The organism is Ideonella lacteola (assembly GCF_038066555.1).
Lineage (GTDB): Bacteria > Pseudomonadota > Gammaproteobacteria > Burkholderiales > Burkholderiaceae_C > Ideonella > Ideonella lacteola.
This window is the reverse complement of sequence record NZ_JBBUTG010000005.1, coordinates 365,668-378,595: the sequence shown is the minus strand read 5'-3', so window position 1 is coordinate 378,595 and position 12,928 is coordinate 365,668. Positions and strand designations below refer to the sequence as shown.

The 12,928-nt window shown below is 67.7% G+C and carries 15 protein-coding genes and 1 pseudogene; 7 read left to right on the top strand and 9 right to left on the bottom strand.

The features are described from left to right. Positions 1 to 204: 204 nt before the first annotated feature. Both AACH06_RS11755 and AACH06_RS11750 read left to right on the top strand, forming a co-directional pair. Positions 205 to 381: pseudogene (locus AACH06_RS11755) on the top strand (DUF3079 domain-containing protein); the annotation flags it as partial. Between the two features lie 147 nt (positions 382 to 528). After that, entirely contained in the window at positions 529 to 1,263 is a 735-nt protein-coding gene (locus AACH06_RS11750) for a YitT family protein (protein WP_341425871.1), read from the top strand. On the opposite strand, the gene AACH06_RS11745 is transcribed toward AACH06_RS11750, so the two are convergent. Together AACH06_RS11745 and AACH06_RS11740 are read right to left on the bottom strand one after the other, a co-directional pair. Beyond that, positions 1,242 to 1,823, bottom strand: a complete 582-nt coding sequence (locus tag AACH06_RS11745; RefSeq protein ID WP_341425869.1) for a DUF2478 domain-containing protein — start codon at positions 1,821 to 1,823, stop codon at positions 1,242 to 1,244. The genes AACH06_RS11750 and AACH06_RS11745 overlap by 22 nt on opposite strands. 50 nt (positions 1,824 to 1,873) lie before the next feature. Then, positions 1,874 to 2,260: a SirB2 family protein gene (locus AACH06_RS11740; RefSeq protein WP_341425868.1), complete on the bottom strand. Its 387-nt coding sequence runs from the start codon at positions 2,258 to 2,260 to the stop codon at positions 1,874 to 1,876. A gap of 327 nt (positions 2,261 to 2,587) precedes the next feature. Here AACH06_RS11740 and AACH06_RS11735 point away from each other — a divergent pair, with 327 nt between their 5' ends. Then, entirely contained in the window at positions 2,588 to 3,682 is a 1,095-nt protein-coding gene (locus AACH06_RS11735; RefSeq protein ID WP_341425867.1) for a 6-pyruvoyl trahydropterin synthase family protein, read from the top strand. A 13-nt stretch (positions 3,683 to 3,695) separates the two neighbouring features. Beyond that, on the top strand, positions 3,696 to 4,331 hold the full coding sequence (gene queE / locus AACH06_RS11730) for a 7-carboxy-7-deazaguanine synthase (RefSeq protein WP_341425866.1): 636 nt from the start codon (positions 3,696 to 3,698) through the stop codon (positions 4,329 to 4,331). Between the two features lie 37 nt (positions 4,332 to 4,368). On the opposite strand, the gene AACH06_RS11725 is transcribed toward queE, so the two are convergent. Together AACH06_RS11725 and AACH06_RS11720 are read right to left on the bottom strand one after the other, a co-directional pair. Next, complete coding sequence (locus tag AACH06_RS11725) at positions 4,369 to 4,656, bottom strand: hypothetical protein (protein ID WP_341425865.1); 288 nt, start codon at positions 4,654 to 4,656, stop codon at positions 4,369 to 4,371. After that, on the bottom strand, positions 4,631 to 6,199 hold the full coding sequence (locus tag AACH06_RS11720) for a hypothetical protein (protein ID WP_341425864.1): 1,569 nt from the start codon (positions 6,197 to 6,199) through the stop codon (positions 4,631 to 4,633). Before AACH06_RS11720 ends, AACH06_RS11725 begins: the two co-directional genes overlap by 26 nt. 93 nt (positions 6,200 to 6,292) lie before the next feature. Between AACH06_RS11720 and AACH06_RS11715 the strand changes: the two genes are divergently transcribed. After that, positions 6,293 to 6,985 (top strand): hypothetical protein, encoded by a 693-nt coding sequence (locus AACH06_RS11715; RefSeq protein ID WP_341425863.1) that lies wholly within the window; start codon positions 6,293 to 6,295, stop codon positions 6,983 to 6,985. 40 nt (positions 6,986 to 7,025) lie between these two features. On the opposite strand, the gene AACH06_RS11710 is transcribed toward AACH06_RS11715, so the two are convergent. Continuing rightward, positions 7,026 to 7,385: an H-NS histone family protein gene (locus AACH06_RS11710; protein WP_341425862.1), complete on the bottom strand. Its 360-nt coding sequence runs from the start codon at positions 7,383 to 7,385 to the stop codon at positions 7,026 to 7,028. A 625-nt stretch (positions 7,386 to 8,010) separates the two neighbouring features. Between AACH06_RS11710 and AACH06_RS11700 the strand changes: the two genes are divergently transcribed. Continuing rightward, positions 8,011 to 9,066 (top strand): glycosyltransferase family 9 protein, encoded by a 1,056-nt coding sequence (locus tag AACH06_RS11700; RefSeq protein WP_341425861.1) that lies wholly within the window; start codon positions 8,011 to 8,013, stop codon positions 9,064 to 9,066. After that, a complete protein-coding gene (locus tag AACH06_RS11695) occupies positions 9,063 to 10,163 on the top strand; it encodes a glycosyltransferase family 4 protein (RefSeq protein ID WP_341425860.1) in 1,101 nt (366 codons plus the stop codon). Before AACH06_RS11700 ends, AACH06_RS11695 begins: the two co-directional genes overlap by 4 nt. Here the strand turns inward: AACH06_RS11695 and AACH06_RS11690 are convergent. Genes AACH06_RS11690 through gmhA form a run of 4 tightly spaced genes read right to left on the bottom strand, consistent with a single transcriptional unit; the run spans position 10,136 to position 12,879 of the window. After that, on the bottom strand, positions 10,136 to 10,750 hold the full coding sequence (locus AACH06_RS11690) for a class I SAM-dependent methyltransferase (RefSeq protein WP_341425859.1): 615 nt from the start codon (positions 10,748 to 10,750) through the stop codon (positions 10,136 to 10,138). The genes AACH06_RS11695 and AACH06_RS11690 overlap by 28 nt on opposite strands. A 37-nt stretch (positions 10,751 to 10,787) precedes the next feature. Further along, positions 10,788 to 11,363, bottom strand: coding sequence for a D-glycero-beta-D-manno-heptose 1,7-bisphosphate 7-phosphatase (gmhB, locus tag AACH06_RS11685; RefSeq protein WP_341425858.1), 576 nt, complete (start codon positions 11,361 to 11,363; stop codon positions 10,788 to 10,790). Continuing rightward, positions 11,360 to 12,313, bottom strand: a complete 954-nt coding sequence (gene rfaE1 / locus AACH06_RS11680) for a D-glycero-beta-D-manno-heptose-7-phosphate kinase (RefSeq protein WP_341425857.1) — start codon at positions 12,311 to 12,313, stop codon at positions 11,360 to 11,362. The genes gmhB and rfaE1 overlap by 4 nt, the downstream gene beginning before the upstream one ends. Beyond that, positions 12,310 to 12,879 (bottom strand): D-sedoheptulose 7-phosphate isomerase, encoded by a 570-nt coding sequence (gmhA, locus tag AACH06_RS11675; RefSeq protein WP_341425856.1) that lies wholly within the window; start codon positions 12,877 to 12,879, stop codon positions 12,310 to 12,312. The genes rfaE1 and gmhA overlap by 4 nt, the downstream gene beginning before the upstream one ends. Between the last annotated feature and the right edge of the window lie 49 nt (positions 12,880 to 12,928).

The following is a 12,928-nucleotide window of genomic DNA, read 5'->3' as shown; positions in this document are numbered from 1 at the left end:
TTGGCGATGTGCTTCACTCTCTCGCGCCACGGCCAGCGTGGATTTGCCCAGGCTCAATCTGTGGGTGCAGTCGGCATTGATCGAGGTCAAAGACTGGTGCGGGGGGCGTGCAAGGGTGGGGTGGCAGGCGCCGCACGGCGACGATCGCAGTTGACGCCGGTCAGGCGCCCTCGGGAAGCTGGCAGGCAGACTGCCGCCTACGCGATGAGCAAACGCTTTCCGATCACCCCGGCCCACCCCGAGCGCGTTTGCTGGGGCTGTGACCGCTACTGCCCGGCGACTTCGATGATCTGCGGCAATGGCACGATCCGAACGCCACATCCGGCTGAACTCTTCGGCGACGATTGGCGAGAATGGGGTTCACCGGTCTCACCGCCCGCGCCGGTCGATCTGCCATCGCCCGGGCCGGGTGTCGGCGTCGGCCTGCCATGTTTGAATTTGCGGCCCGATGGGGTGCGGCCGGAGGCGACCGGGCCCGGCGTGGCTGGGCCGATGACCGCTGACTGATCTGTCTGCCCACCTGCTCCCATGACACCGCCTGCAGCTTCTCCTGTTGATTCGACCGCGACCCCTGCCGCACCCGCAGGCGAGGCCGCTGGCGGCGTACCCGCCGAGCCATCGAATCCGACACCGGCGGGCGTCGGCCCCGCACGGGCCAGCGGTACGGCACTGCGTCACAGCTCCGTCGATGACATTCAGGCGGGGGCGACCGCGATCATTCTGGTGTCGTTGGGCCTGTCGTTCCTGAACAGTGCGGGGCTGATGACTGGTGGTACGCCCGGGATCGCCTTCTTGCTCAGCTACTCGGTGGGGCTGCCGCTGGGGGTGGCTCTGTTCCTCGTCAATCTCCCGTTCTACCTGTTGGGCTGGCGGGGCATGGGGCCGCGCTTCACGCTCAAGACCCTGGCCGCGGTGGCGGGTCTGTCGCTGGGGGTAGAGGTGGTCCGGCGCCTCGTGGTCGTTCAGGCAGACATCGGCTATGCCGCTGTGGCGGGCGGTGTGCTGGTCGGGGCGGGGTTGCTGGTGATGTTCCGGCATCAAGCCAGCTTTGGCGGCGTGAACATCCTGGCGCTCTACCTGCAGCGCCGTTGGGGTTGGCCGGCCGGCAAGGTTCAGATGGCGATCGACCTGGCCATTCTGATGGCTGCCTTCGGCGTGATGGATCTGCGGCGGGTGGGATGGTCGGTGGTCGGGGCGCTGGCGGTCAATGCCGTGCTGATCTGGAATCACCGGCCAGGCCGCTACTTCACGCTGTCGCGCTGATCGGATCGGTACTGCGCCACGGCCGCGTCGATCCACGACGCGACGGCCCAGGCATCCGGCGGCAGCAGGGCGCCGCCGCCGGTGAAGTCTTGCCAGGCTGGGGCGTTGCGGCGCGCCACCGTGGTGAGCAGCGGGATGCCTTCCGCCATGATCGACAGCAACTCTGCCATGAAGCCACCACCGCGCTTGACTTCGAGGTCGCCGAAGCGGTTGCTGACGATCAGGTCGGGCTTCTGTTGCAGGGCGCGGCGAAAGATCTCGCTGGCGTTCGCAAAGCCTTGTGGGTCCGCCCGACACGCCATCGAGCCGCTGCCCATGGGTTGCGACACCAGAAAGCGTTGCCCGCCGTCGATTTCCTCCAGCACCATGGTCGCCGCACGGGTCTCGGTGCGCGGGGTTCGGGTCATCAGGCAACCGCGCACGCGGCGGCCCGCCTGCAGCTGTTGGCGGACGATCTGGGCCAGCAGCGCGCCGACGTCCAGCAACTGGTCGTCAACGATGGCCGCAGCCCTGGGCTGCGCGGGTGATGGAGCGTCAAGGGGCGTGAGGTGCGCTTGCATGGAGCGTTGAGAAAGCTGGGGTGGGGGACGCGGGTGATGGCTGCGCCGGCTCATCCGGCCAGCCAACCGGCGGGGTGCTTGGTGATGGCCACCGAGACGATCCAGCCGATGGTGGCCAGCGCGCCGACCCACGCCAGTGCTCGCAGGCGCCGCGGCAGCGATGCCCGCAACGCGACCATGCCCAGGCCGATGTAGACGAACAGGCCGCAGATCTTGGCGGCCAGCCACGGCGTGGCGAGCGGGTTCAGCCGCAGCATCCAGGCCAGTGTGACCGCCGAAGCCAGCAGGACGGTGTCGATGACATGCGGCCAGGTTTTGGCGGCACGTCCGGTCACCCATGGCGCGCCGCGCAACGAGGCGAAGCCGCGGGCGAAAAATCCGGTCACCGACAGCGCCACGGCGCCTTGGTGGATGAGTTTGACGAAGGTGTAGTCCATCGGGACGGGGTGGGGTGATGCATGGAGGCGCCGCACACGCCATCGCAGGCGTCATCGCACGCTTCATCGCAATGGGGCCGACTGTAGGCCAGAGGCTGGGAGGCCTTGGCGAGCCGGGTGTAGGGGCAGGGCCTGCGTGCGACAATCGAAACCGTTATCGCCGCCCGCCGGCCCGCTTTGCCAGATGCCGTGCCCGCCACGGATCGCCGGCGAGCAGAACCCGCCGTTGGGTTGCTGGCCCTGGATGATGCCCTGGCTGGCCCGGGCCGCATTGACGCATGTCCATGCGACGCGTCACCCCTCGGCAGATTCGCTTGTTTTTCGCAGATGCCCACCCGACCTCTCCGTTTCATCGCGCAGGCTGGCTTTGATGCTGCGCGGCAATTGCATGCGCTGCCGTCCAGCCACCGCGCTTCGCGCCCGCACGGCCACGGCTTCGTGGTGCAAGTGCGCTCGGCCCTGGATGCGGCGCCGTCGCCCTTTGCGGGCGGTGAGGTGGGCTGGTTGCAGCATGCCCTGGCGCAGGTGGTGGCGCCGCTGGATCACAGTCTGTTGAACGAACAAGTCGAAGAGCCGAGTGACGAACGCCTGGCCCGCTGGATCGGCGCCCGGCTCGGTGTGCCCGGCGCGGCGGTGTCGGTTCAGAGTCATCCCGCCAGCGGTGTCGACATCGATGAAGCGGGTGCCGCGTGGGCTTGGCGCCGCTATCGCTTTCAGTCGGCCCATCGGCTTCCGAACGTGCCGCTGGGGCACAAGTGCGGCCGCATGCATGGTCATGGATTCGAGGCTGTCGTTCATGTGCGGGTGGGCGAGGGTCAGCCGTCGCACCTCACCACCGACTGGCTCGACGACCTCTGGGCGCCTTTGCACTTCGAGCTGAACTACGCCTGCCTGAATGAGCTGCCCGGGCTGGAGAACCCCACCAGCGAGATGCTCAGCCGATGGCTGTGGCAGCGCCTGTCGGCTGGCGCGGGAGCTAGGCTGCGCGCGGTGAAGGTGTACGAGACGGCGTCGTGTGGGGCCCTGTACGACGGTGCCACTCATCGCATCTGGAAAGACTTTCACCTGGACAGCGCGGTGCGCCTGCGCCACGCGCCGGCGGGCCACCCCGAGGCGAGGCTGCACGGCCACACCTACACCCTGCGTCTGCACCTGAGCGCGGCCCTCGATGAGCTGCGCGGCTGGGCGGTTGATTTCGGCGACGTGAAGGAATTGTTCAAGCCTGTCTTCAAGGCGCTGGACCACCATGCCTTGCACGACGTGCCCGGCCTGCCGGACGGAGACTGTGCCAGCGTGGCGCAGTGGGTGCTGTCGCAGGCGCGCGAGCGGCTGCCGCAGGTCTGCCGGGTTGATCTCTTTGAGACGGAAGGCTGTGGTGCGGTAGCGTGGGCGTCGGGCTCGCCTGAACCGATGTGGGCGTGAGCGACGAGCAGCCATGACTTATTCCGTCAAAGAGATTTTCTATACCTTGCAGGGCGAAGGCGCTCAGGCGGGCCGGGCGGCGGTCTTCTGCCGGTTTGCGGGCTGCAATCTGTGGTCGGGCCGCGAGGCTGATCGTGCCACTGCCGTTTGCCGCTTTTGCGACACGGATTTCGTTGGCACGGATGGCGTGGGTGGCGGCAAATTCGAATCGGCGGACGACCTGGCGGCGGCGGTGGCTCGCGCCTGGTCCGGCGGCACCGGGGGCCGGCCGATGGTGGTGTGCACCGGCGGCGAGCCCTTGCTGCAATTGGACGAGCCGCTGATCGACGCCCTGCACGCGCGGGGATTCGATGTGGCGGTCGAAACCAATGGCACCCAACCGGCCCCTCGCGGGCTGGACTGGATCTGCGTCAGCCCGAAGGCCGATGCGCCGCTGGCCCTCACGCGGGGTGATGAGCTCAAGCTGGTCTACCCGCAGGCACTGGCGCAGCCCGAGCGCTTCGCAGCGCTGGACTTCCGCCACTTCATCCTGCAACCGATGGATGGCCCGGACCGTGCCCGCCACACCCAGGAGGCGATCGCCTACTGCATGCAGCATCCGCAGTGGCGGCTGGGCCTGCAGACGCACAAGGTGGTCGGCATCGCCTGACCGGTCTGCGGGGCCGCCAGGTGGCGCGGGCCCATGGTCAGTCGTTGGGTTCTTCGTCCAGGCCGTCGACGAGAAAGAAGTTGGGCCTCAGCCGCCCACGCAGGCGAACCTGCTGACCTTCCATCGCCTCGAACATTGGGTCGGAGTAGGCGTGGCCCCCGGCACGCCGCAGCACGTGCCAGCGCCCATCAGGAAGCACCAGCACCATGCCGGGGTGGGCACTCTTGGTGCCCTGGCCCAGCGGGCGCTTCTCGACCCGGCCTTGCAGCACGATCGAGCCGCTGCTGCCAGCCTCGCCGTCAGCGGGAATGGAGTCGGCGCACATGGATCAACTCCCCATCTTCCTCGGTGGCCACCAAGGCCACCACACGTGTCATGGTCGCACCGTTCACCTGAACCTGGCGTCGTCCTTTCACGACATGCACCCGCCGGGCAGCGGCCGGGCCAGGGCGACGGCCACTGGGCACGATTTCGAAGCTCAGCTGCGACAGCGGGCCATTCAGGCCGGTCTCTTGGGTCATCGCCTGCAGTGTGGCGGCCACTTTGTCCGAAGGGCGGTGCTTCGTGGGCTTCAGGGCCGGCAATGCCTTGCCCAGGTATTGACCTTCGCGCTCGAGGCGCTCTCGGCGCAGGTTCCTCACGGTGCGGTCTTGCACGTCGGCGAAGGCCTTCTTGAATGCCTTGCCCCGCGTCAGTGCGTGGGCGCTCATGCTCACCGGCTGGGCCGATGGATCACCGAGCAGGTAGAACTGCATCAGCGTCTTCAGATCGTAGGGGTCGAGATGCGTGCGCGCGCCGGCGAACTTCTGCCGCGCTTCCAGTGCCGCACGGCCGATGGACGAGCCGTTGAGCACGTTCTGGATGAAGAACTGGCAGATCAGGTCGGCTGAGCCATTGCCTTCGCTCGGGCCGTAGGCGATGGTGGTGCTGCCCAGCACGGCGGCGGCACCGTCTTCCAGGTAGGTGAGGGCGATGCCTTGTTCTCCACCGGCGTCGGCCGGGTCGTACAGCTGTGCACCGTAACAGCATTCGGCGGCGACGATGGTGCCCGCACTCACCCGGCCGCGCAGGTGCTTGGCATGGTGGGCAATCGGGAACTCGTCCTGGTCCACCGGCTGGCCGTAGTACTCGGGCACGCTGTCGCCACCGTGGCAGTTGATGAAGTGAACGCGCGGTGCGATCTGGCGGTCCGTCCACCGCGGGCCCTTGCCCGGGCACGTGTGCAGGTTGCGAGCGTGGCCGAAGGTGTTGGTCAAGCTCAGCTCGGTTGATTTGGCCCACGCCGCTGTGCTGAGCGCAAAGCTGGATTGGTATTCGGAGCGCGGACGCGGCTGCGCCCGGGCGGCGGCGTTGATCAACTGGGTGAGCAAGGTGGGCTTGCGGGCGCCCATCAGGTCGGGCAGGCGCCCCACCACCCGCGTCGGGCCAAGGAACCGGTTGGGGTTGGTGCTGTAGGGCGCATCGCAGGCGTAGGGCAGGTCGCTGGGGACGTGGCGGTCGGAGTCGCCCTCCGGGCCGCTGTACGCCGGGTTGGTGATGGGCACCATCGGCATCACGTCCGGCCCACCCAGCAGCAGCAGATAGTGTGGTTTGGCCGTCGTGGCGATGCGGTCAATCGCCTTCTTGACGTCTCGCGGAGTGGGCTGCTCTGGAGCGGGCCCACCGTAGCTGGCCATGTCATCGGCTTCATCGAGATGGATCACCACGGTGCTCAGCCCGCGGCGCCGGTCTGCCGAGATCAGGGCCCGCAGGGCCTTGTCGATGTGCCCGAGACCTGCGTGGCCGTACTTGGCCCGCAGGGCAGATTTCAGCGCCACCACCACCTTGTCGATCGCCATCAGGTCTCCCTCGGCCCGGTTCAGAGTCAAGCCGCGCATTGTGGTGGGCCGAACGCTGGGTTCGCAATGTGTTGTGCCCGTGTGCGGTGGCGGTCGGGGTCGAGCACGTCCTATGATTTACTGATGATCATCCGCTCGATGCGACATCTGTTGACCTGGCCCGCGTCATATCGTGCGGCGGGCCTGTTCATTCGCGCGACGGCGGCGCTGCTGGCGTGGCTCTCGCTGGCCGCCCATGCACAGACGTCGGCGGGGATCGATCACCCCGCGTACTGCAGGCTGCAGGCCGATGGTCTGGCCCAGGGCGTGAAGACGCTGATCGATCGAAAGGCGCCTCGTACCGTGGTCATGGACGAGCTGGGGCTTCGCCGGGACGGGCCCCGTTTTCGCATGGCCGACTTGGCCTATCAACGCCTTTTGGCCGGTGCACCACTGGCCGCCGTCCGCGGCGAGCTGCAGCAGCTTTGCCTGACGATCCCGCGCGCCGCGCTGGAACAAGATGATCCGACGTTCGGGCAGCGGCAGGAGGGTGCGGGCGCCCAGCTCTGCGCGGACCTGGGCAGCAGCGTGGCCGACTTCCTGCTCGATGAGCCGGGGATGATGGATGCCGACGTGGCAACAGCGTTGCAGCGCATGTTCCCCGGCGAGTCCACCGGGGCGTCCATGCCCCAATTGCGGCAGGCGCTTCAAGCCGCTCAGGCGCATGCCAGGGCGAATCCCGATCGCATGAAGCTGACCAGCTTCGTGGCGGGCTACTGCGAGCGGCTGCCGCCTACTCGGCGGGCTGCGCTGGACGCGGAGTTCTACGCCAAGTAGATCGCCGGGGCCCTTGCGAGGCGCGCCGGCGATGGGGGGATCAACTGGCTTCTGACGCGGGTGGCACCGCCTCGGCGGGCTTCAGCTCGTCGACGCGCAGGCCCTCTTGCAACAGCGCTCGGCGCAGCCATTCCGGGTGAGGGCCTTGTCCGTCCCAGGTTTCGCCGGTGACGGGGTGACGGTATTTGATGGGCAGCGGGCCGCTGGGGGCGGGCGCTTCGGGCTCAGGCGTGGGTGCCAGCAGGTCGTCGACGGTGATGCCCCAGAACTCCATCAGGGCTTCAATGCGCGCCAGCACCGCGGCGCGTTCCCGGCGCGACAACGCCGCAGGCTGGGCCGAATCCGCCCAAGGATCAACGGCTTGCGGAGCCGCAGACGGTTCGTTGTCAGGCATCGACATGAATCGCTGTGCTCAAAATGGGCGCGGCCGCCAAAAGGCGGCCGCGGGGCCCTGTCAGGATTGGGCGGCGTCCAGCTCGCGGCATGATGGCGAGCAGACTGCCTGGGCTTTACCCAACAACTTGCGCGACTTCAGCTGTGCCCGGGGGCGGTGCTTGCCGCACAGAAAACACGACATGGTGGCGGCGCCAAAGGCACCTGTCGCGGAGAATGGAGAACCCGCCACTTTCGAGCGGTAACGCAAACCCCCTGCATCGATGGAGGTCTTGGGATCGTCCTTGGCCAGGGTAAGCTCCTTTGACTGACAGAACTCGAAACGGCGAGCGCCGCGGCCTTTCACCGCCTGTGGGTGCAGGCGGTGGGCAGCGTTGGCTCCGCCAACGCACCATTATCGCTTATCCGGCAAATCCCTGCCATCGAGCGATTCTGGGCCCTGCAGGGGGCGTCACGGCCCACGGGATAATTCGCGCCTTTGGCTGTGCCGGGCTCCGGCGGGGCGGCCCGCGCCCCCGCTGCGACAGCACGATCTGGCCTTTTGACCTGTATCACCGAATGAACGTTTCGCCCGTTCGCCCGCTCTCGGGCTCATTGCCCTCCTCGCGCCTTGATCGGCGCCCGCTGGCCGCGTGACCCCGCGCATCCTGGTCGTGCGCCTGAGCGCGATCGGCGACGTGGTGATGGCCTCCGGGCTGATCCCGGCGCTGCGCGCCCGGTGGCCTGAAGCCCACATTGCTTGGCTCACTGAGCCGACCACGGTGCCGCTGCTGCGCCACAACCCCCGCTTGGACGAGGTGATCCCCTGGCCGCGCGCCGCCTGGCAGCAGATGTGGAAGGAACGTCGCTTTCGCGATCTGTGGAACGCGGTGCGTCGGTTTCGCAGCGAGCTTCGTGTGCGTCGCTTCGACATCGTGCTCGACGCCCAGGGCCTGCTGAAAAGCGGATGGCTGGGCTGGCTGGCCGGCGCGCCGCGCCGTGTCGGGCTGCTGTCACGCGAAGGCAGCCAGTGGTTGATGACCGAGCGGGTCGGCCCACGGGAAGGCGATGATCCCAGGATGAGCCACGAATACCGCGATCTGGCGGACCATCTGGGTGCGCCGCCCGGCAGCTTTCGGCTTGATCTGGCCGTGGGCGCTGCGCCGCGAGACGTGGCACGCGCCGCGCTGGCTCGCGCCGCCGTACCAGCGGCTTCAGACGGCCGCTTCGTGGTGCTGGCCCCGTTCACGACCCGTCCGCAAAAACACTGGTTCGAAGACCGGTGGGCTGCATTGGCGGGTGCCCTGCGCGCTGAAGGGCTGGTGCCGGTGCTGATGGGTGGCCCAGGCGACCGCGAAGCCGCGGCCCGCATCGCGCAGTCGGCGCCTGCGGTCATCAACCTGGTGGGCCAACTCAAGCTGGACGAAACCGTCGCCGCCATCGCCGACGCTGCGCTCCTGATCGGCGTGGACACGGGCCTGACCCACATGGGCACGGCGCTGGGGGTGCCCACCGTCGGCCTGTTCGGATCGACCCGGCCCTACCTCGACACGGGCACGCCTCGCACCGCCATCCTCTACGAACCGCTCGATTGCTCCCCGTGCCGCCGCCACCCGACCTGCGGCGGCGCCTTTCATTGCATGCGGCACTGGACGGTGGAGCGCGTGATGGCGCAGGCGCGTCTTCAGCTTCAGGTGCCCGACGCATGAGCATGAGAGTGCTGCACGTCGAGGCGGGCAAGCACCTCTACGGAGGGGCGCTTCAGGTCGTCTTCCTGATGCGGGGCCTGGCCCAGCGCGGCGTCGACGTGGCCCTGGCCTGCCCCACGGGCAGCGCGATCGCGTCGGCGGTGCGCGAGCTGGGTTTGACGGTGCATGAAATGCCGATGCGCGGCGATGCCGATGTGGGCCTCGTGGAGCGCCTTGGGGGCTTGATGGGCCGCTGGGCGCCTGATGTGCTGCACCTTCACAGCCGCCGCGGCTGCGACACATGGGGCGTGCTGGCAGGCCGGTTTCGCGGTGTTCCCACCGTGCTCAGCCGCCGTGTCGACAACCCCGAATCCCGTTGGTGGGCGGCGCTGAAGTACCGGGGGCCAAACCATGTGGTGACGATCTCTCAAGGCATACGCCAGGTGCTGCTCGGTGAGGGCGTGCCCGAGGATCGGATCACCTGCGTGCCCAGTGCGGTGGATACCGAACAGTACCGGCCGGGGCGGGGCGAACTGGCGTGGTTCCGGCGTGAGTTCGGCGTGCCTGACGATGCCTTGACCATCGGCATGGCTGCGCAGTTCATCGAGCGCAAGGGGCACGCCACCTTGCTGGATGCGTTGCCAACGGTGCTGCAGCGACACCCACAGACACGGGTGCTGCTGTTCGGCCAGGGGCCGCTGGTGGAGATGGTTCGGCAACGCCTGTCAGCGGATGCCGCCCTGGCCTCGCGCGTGCAACTGCCTGGCTTTCGCCGCGATCTGGACCGCGTCCTGCCGTGCTTGGACGTGCTGGCGCATCCGGCGTCGATGGAGGGGCTGGGTGTGGCGCTTCTTCAGGCGGCCGCTTGCGGTGTGCCGATTGTGGGCGGCCGCGCCGGGGGCATCCCCGAGATCGTGCGGCCGGGGCTCAACGGCGAGTTGATCGAACCCGGCGACGTCGCCGGCTTGGCCCGGGCCTTGAACACCCTGCTGGATTCAGAGGCCCTGCGTGCACAGCAAGGCGCCGCTGGACGGGCCTGGGTGGAGCAGCACTTCTCGATCGATGCGATGGTCGAGGGGAACCTGGCTGTCTACTTGCGGCAGATGAAGAATCGGTGATACGGGTTCTCGGGTGCGCGGAAGGTGCGCAGCACCTCAAGCCCTGAGGCTCTCAGATCGTCGACGATGCGGGATACCGGGTAGCCGCGCTTGTTGATCTCCCACTGGTGCTCGCCGGTGATGCGGTGCACGCGAGCCCGCCAGCGGGGCTTGGCAAACTGGATTCGTCGTTCGCCGCCGAAGGGCAGCGGCAGCACGAAGGTGAGCATCTTGTGCGAATCGGGCAGCGACAGCACCACGTATCGAGTGGACACGCGGCGTAGCTCGGACACGGCGGTTCGGAAGTTGTCGTACGGCAGGTGTTCGAGCACCTGAAATGCGGCGACCACGTCGTAGCTGGCATCAGCCAGCGGAATGGCCGTGACGCTGCCGACGTGCGTAGGGTTCAGCGCCGGGTCAATGTCCATCGTCGCCGTTTCGCAACCCAGCTGCCGCAGCAATAAGCTGTTGATGCCGTTGCCCACGCCAACTTCGAGCACGGAGCGAGGCTGAAGCGCGAGCACTTCCCGCAGTTGGTGCCAGTAGCTGCACCAGCGCTTGATATCGACATAGCGCTCGAACTTGTAATGGGAGGCGTCGACTTGCATCGGCGTGGGTGTCGGTTCGGGATGGGGCGCGCTCCGGTTACGCCGGTGCACGAGGAACGATGTGGTGGTGTACCAGATCGGCAAGATCGTGGAAGACGCCATCGGCCAGGGCCATGTCTTGGACGGACAGCCGGTGGCCGCTGCGCACGAGGTAATTCTGGCCCACACCCGCGGCGCGCCCGGCCGCCACATCGCCCACCTTGTCGCCAGCGAGGAAGGAGTTCGGCAGGTCGAGTGCCAGGTCGCGGGCGGCTTGCAGGATCATGCCCGGCGCGGGCTTGCGGCAATCGCACGGGCCACGCATCTCGGGGCGCTCGCTGCGCGGGTGGTGAGGGCAGTGGTAGATGCCGTCCAGGCGCACACCCGCGCCAGCCAGTTCGGCGCGCAGATGGTGATGCAGACGCTGCAGGTCAGATTCTTGGTACTTGCCCAGACCGATGCCGCCCTGGTTGGTGACGACGACCAGCGCATAGCCAGCCCGCTGAAGTGTGACCAGGGCGTCGATCACCCCGGGCAGCAGCTCGAAATCTTCGATGCGGTACACATAGTCACGCTCGACGTTGACGACCCCATCACGATCGAGAAAGGCCGCGGGACGCAGGCCAGTGGTCACCGCGCCCATTCGTCGTAGCTGACGCTGGCGGTACCGAACTTGCCCACCACGATGGCGGCCGCATGGTTGGCCCAGGCGACGGCGTCGCGCATGGGCATGCCGGCGCCAGCCAGCGCGGCCAACGCAGCGATGACGGTGTCGCCCGCACCGGTCACGTCGAACACCTCGCGCGCTTCGGCGGCCACATGGCGTGCCCCAGCGGCATCGAACAAGGTCATGCCTTCTTCCGAGCGGGTCAACAGCAGCGCATCCAACTGGAGATCGGAGCGCATTTGCTGGGCGAGCTGCGCCAAGTGCGCCTCGTCGCGCCACGCCCCCGTGATCTGCGCCAGCTCGCCACGGTTGGGCGTCAACACCGATGCGCCGGCGTAGCGCCGGTAGTCGCTGCCTTTGGGGTCGATCAGCACCGGCTTGCCAGCGGCGCGTGCGCGCTGGATCATCTGCGGGATGTGCGCGAGGCCGCCCTTGCCGTAATCGGAAAAGATGACGGCGTCGTGCTGTGGCAACTCGGCGTCGAAGGCGTTGAGCATCTGCGCCAGCACCTCATGGTCCGGCGTGTTCTCAAAATCCACCCGAATCAGCTGCTGCGAGCGTCCGATCACGCGCAACTTGACGATGGTCTTGAGCTGCGGGTCCCGGCCCAGCGCGGTGCGGATCCCGCGTTCAGCTAACAGCGCCTCGAGGCGGCTGGCGGCCTCGTCTTCACCCACCACGGTCAGCAAGCTCGCTCGCGCACCCAGCGACTGAACATTCACCGCCACATTGGCTGCGCCGCCCAGCCGGTCTTCCTCGCGGGTGACGCGCACCACCGGCACAGGGGCTTCTGGAGAAATGCGATCCACCGCACCGAACCAGTACCGGTCGAGCATCACATCGCCCACGACCAGCACGCGGCTGGCCGCCAGGGCATCTCGTGTGGGCAAGGGCCGCGAGACGCTGTGCGTGTTCATGCGAGCTGCAGCTCGTGCTCGATCAAGCCGCACAGGGTGTGGATGATCAGAATGTGGGCCTCCTGGATGCGGGCGGTCACGTCGCTGGGCACCACGAGGGCCACGTCGGACAGCGTCTTGATCGCGCCGCCGTCGCGCCCCAGCAGGCCGATCACCGGCATGCCAAGGGCCTGGGCCTCTTCGGCCGCACGCCGCACGTTGGGCGAATTGCCGGAGGTGGAAATGGCGAGCAGCACGTCCCCCTGGCGGCCCAGTGCCCGCACTTGCCTGGCGAAGACCTCATCGAAAGAGTAGTCGTTCCCGATGCAAGTGAGGGCCGAGCTGTCGGTCGTCAGCGAAACGGCGGCGAGCGGCCGGCGTTCTTTGATGAAGCGCCCCGTGAGCTCGGAGGCTATGTGCTGGGCGTCGGCGGCCGATCCACCATTGCCGCAGGACAGCAGCTTGCCATCGGCAGCCAAGCTTTGCGCGATCAGAGAGCCGGCCCGCGCGATCTCGGCATCGAGGGCTGGCAGACGCTCGAAGGTGCGCAGGTGTTCGGCCAGATTGGCAAGAAAGAGCGAAGCCATGGTGTTGTTGCTCCTGGTGCCTCAGATGGGGGCAGAGCCCATCGAGGAG

Bases quoted from the DNA above. Each gene is read 5' to 3' on its own strand.
- AACH06_RS11750 (WP_341425871.1), top strand. From the start codon at position 529: ATGACACCGCCTGCAGCTTCTCCTGTTGATTCGACCGCGACCCCTGCC.
- AACH06_RS11745 (WP_341425869.1), bottom strand. From the start codon at position 1,823: ATGCAAGCGCACCTCACGCCCCTTGACGCTCCATCACCCGCGCAGCCC.
- AACH06_RS11740 (WP_341425868.1), bottom strand. From the start codon at position 2,260: ATGGACTACACCTTCGTCAAACTCATCCACCAAGGCGCCGTGGCGCTG.
- AACH06_RS11735 (WP_341425867.1), top strand. From the start codon at position 2,588: ATGCCCACCCGACCTCTCCGTTTCATCGCGCAGGCTGGCTTTGATGCT.
- queE (WP_341425866.1), top strand. From the start codon at position 3,696: ATGACTTATTCCGTCAAAGAGATTTTCTATACCTTGCAGGGCGAAGGC.
- AACH06_RS11725 (WP_341425865.1), bottom strand. From the start codon at position 4,656: ATGTGCGCCGACTCCATTCCCGCTGACGGCGAGGCTGGCAGCAGCGGC.
- AACH06_RS11715 (WP_341425863.1), top strand. From the start codon at position 6,293: ATGATCATCCGCTCGATGCGACATCTGTTGACCTGGCCCGCGTCATAT.
- AACH06_RS11710 (WP_341425862.1), bottom strand. From the start codon at position 7,385: ATGTCGATGCCTGACAACGAACCGTCTGCGGCTCCGCAAGCCGTTGAT.
- AACH06_RS11695 (WP_341425860.1), top strand. From the start codon at position 9,063: ATGAGCATGAGAGTGCTGCACGTCGAGGCGGGCAAGCACCTCTACGGA.
- AACH06_RS11690 (WP_341425859.1), bottom strand. From the start codon at position 10,750: ATGCAAGTCGACGCCTCCCATTACAAGTTCGAGCGCTATGTCGATATC.
- rfaE1 (WP_341425857.1), bottom strand. From the start codon at position 12,313: ATGAACACGCACAGCGTCTCGCGGCCCTTGCCCACACGAGATGCCCTG.
- gmhA (WP_341425856.1), bottom strand. From the start codon at position 12,879: ATGGCTTCGCTCTTTCTTGCCAATCTGGCCGAACACCTGCGCACCTTC.